This is a genomic window from Microcystis sp. M53603_WE2 (assembly GCF_030065435.1).
This window is the reverse complement of the sequence record NZ_JASJFF010001284.1, coordinates 1-1,155: the sequence shown is the minus strand read 5'-3', so window position 1 is coordinate 1,155 and position 1,155 is coordinate 1. Positions and strand designations below refer to the sequence as shown.

The 1,155-nt window shown below is 47.6% G+C and carries 2 protein-coding genes; both read left to right on the top strand.

Going from position 1 to position 1,155, the window contains the following annotated elements:
* Positions 1-244, top strand: a 244-nt coding sequence (locus tag PX481_RS26790; protein WP_288096972.1) for a DUF4115 domain-containing protein, incomplete at its 5' end; no start/stop codon positions are given.
* An 8-nt stretch (positions 245-252) separates the two neighbouring features.
* Positions 253-1,101 (top strand): ADP-ribosylglycohydrolase family protein, encoded by an 849-nt coding sequence (locus PX481_RS26785; RefSeq protein ID WP_288096969.1) that lies wholly within the window; start codon positions 253-255, stop codon positions 1,099-1,101.
* Positions 1,102-1,155: the final 54 nt, after the last annotated feature.

Below are 1,155 nucleotides of genomic sequence, written 5' to 3'. Positions count from 1 at the left end.
TAATCAGCAGCTGGTGGTGGAGGTAAAACTGGAAGATGACTGCTGGCTGCGGGTGGTGGTGGATGGCAAGACAGAATTTGAGGGTGTACTGCCCCAGGGAAGCCATCGCACTTGGCAAGCAAACCGAGAATTAACCGTGAGGGCGGGTAATGCCGGCGGGGTTTACGTTGCCGTTAATAATGCCCATGCTAAACAACTGGGGCAACCGGGCAAAGTCGAGGAAGTCACCTACCGGGCAAATTGAGCTAATTTATGCAAAAGGTTTTTTCACCCCTTGATCGCCTTCAGGGAGGGTTAATCGGGGCATATATTGGGGAATCCTTGCATAATCAGCCCCTAATACCAGCCTTTAACTATGAGGCGACACCGAGGACGATCCTGCTTTTGCAAGCTCTGCAATCTCAGGAGGATTTTCCCCTTGCGATCGCAGCCAAGCAGCAGTCGGAATCGGCGTTATTATTTGTGCTACTACCGGAGATTTTAACCTGGCCTGACCATGGGGAACGTTGGCAAGCTAGATTAAATTTTTGGCTAAAAAAGGGCTTAATTTCCGAGTTAACCCGACAAGAAGCGATAATTTGGGGAGAGGCTGTAGGTCTGTTATTACGGGGAAAAAGGCCTTTAAATCAGTTAATAGGGCAATTGCTAACTATTAACCCCAAGAATAAGCTATTAGAGCAGATTCAGTCAGCTTTAAGGCAAAATCATCCCTTAGAGTCCATTTTATCGGCTTGGGCGAAAGATAGCTCACCTTTAGGAATTGCGATCGCAGCTTCTCTCTATACCTTTCTGCAAACGACCGAGGATTTCGCCGTTAGCGTGCGTCGCGCTAATTCTAGTCCCTATCAACGGCAATTAACCACCACTTTAGCGGGAATTTGGGCGGGATTGTACAACGGTATCGAGGGGATTCCCCTAGCTTGGCGGCAAAATTTGCCGAAAGAGCCAGTTAAACAGCAATTAATGGATAAAGCTGGGGAAATCTATCGAATTTCCCTGGGTATATCTCCTCATCTTGTCCTATCTCCTCATACTGCCGTCGCTTACGGGGGAACAATCCAACCCCGTCCTAGCTTAAAATTGGTCTCTCAAGATAAGTAGTCGTGCAGAATTAACTTCTTGGTTAGGATAGGCAAAAGGCAATAGGCAAAAGGC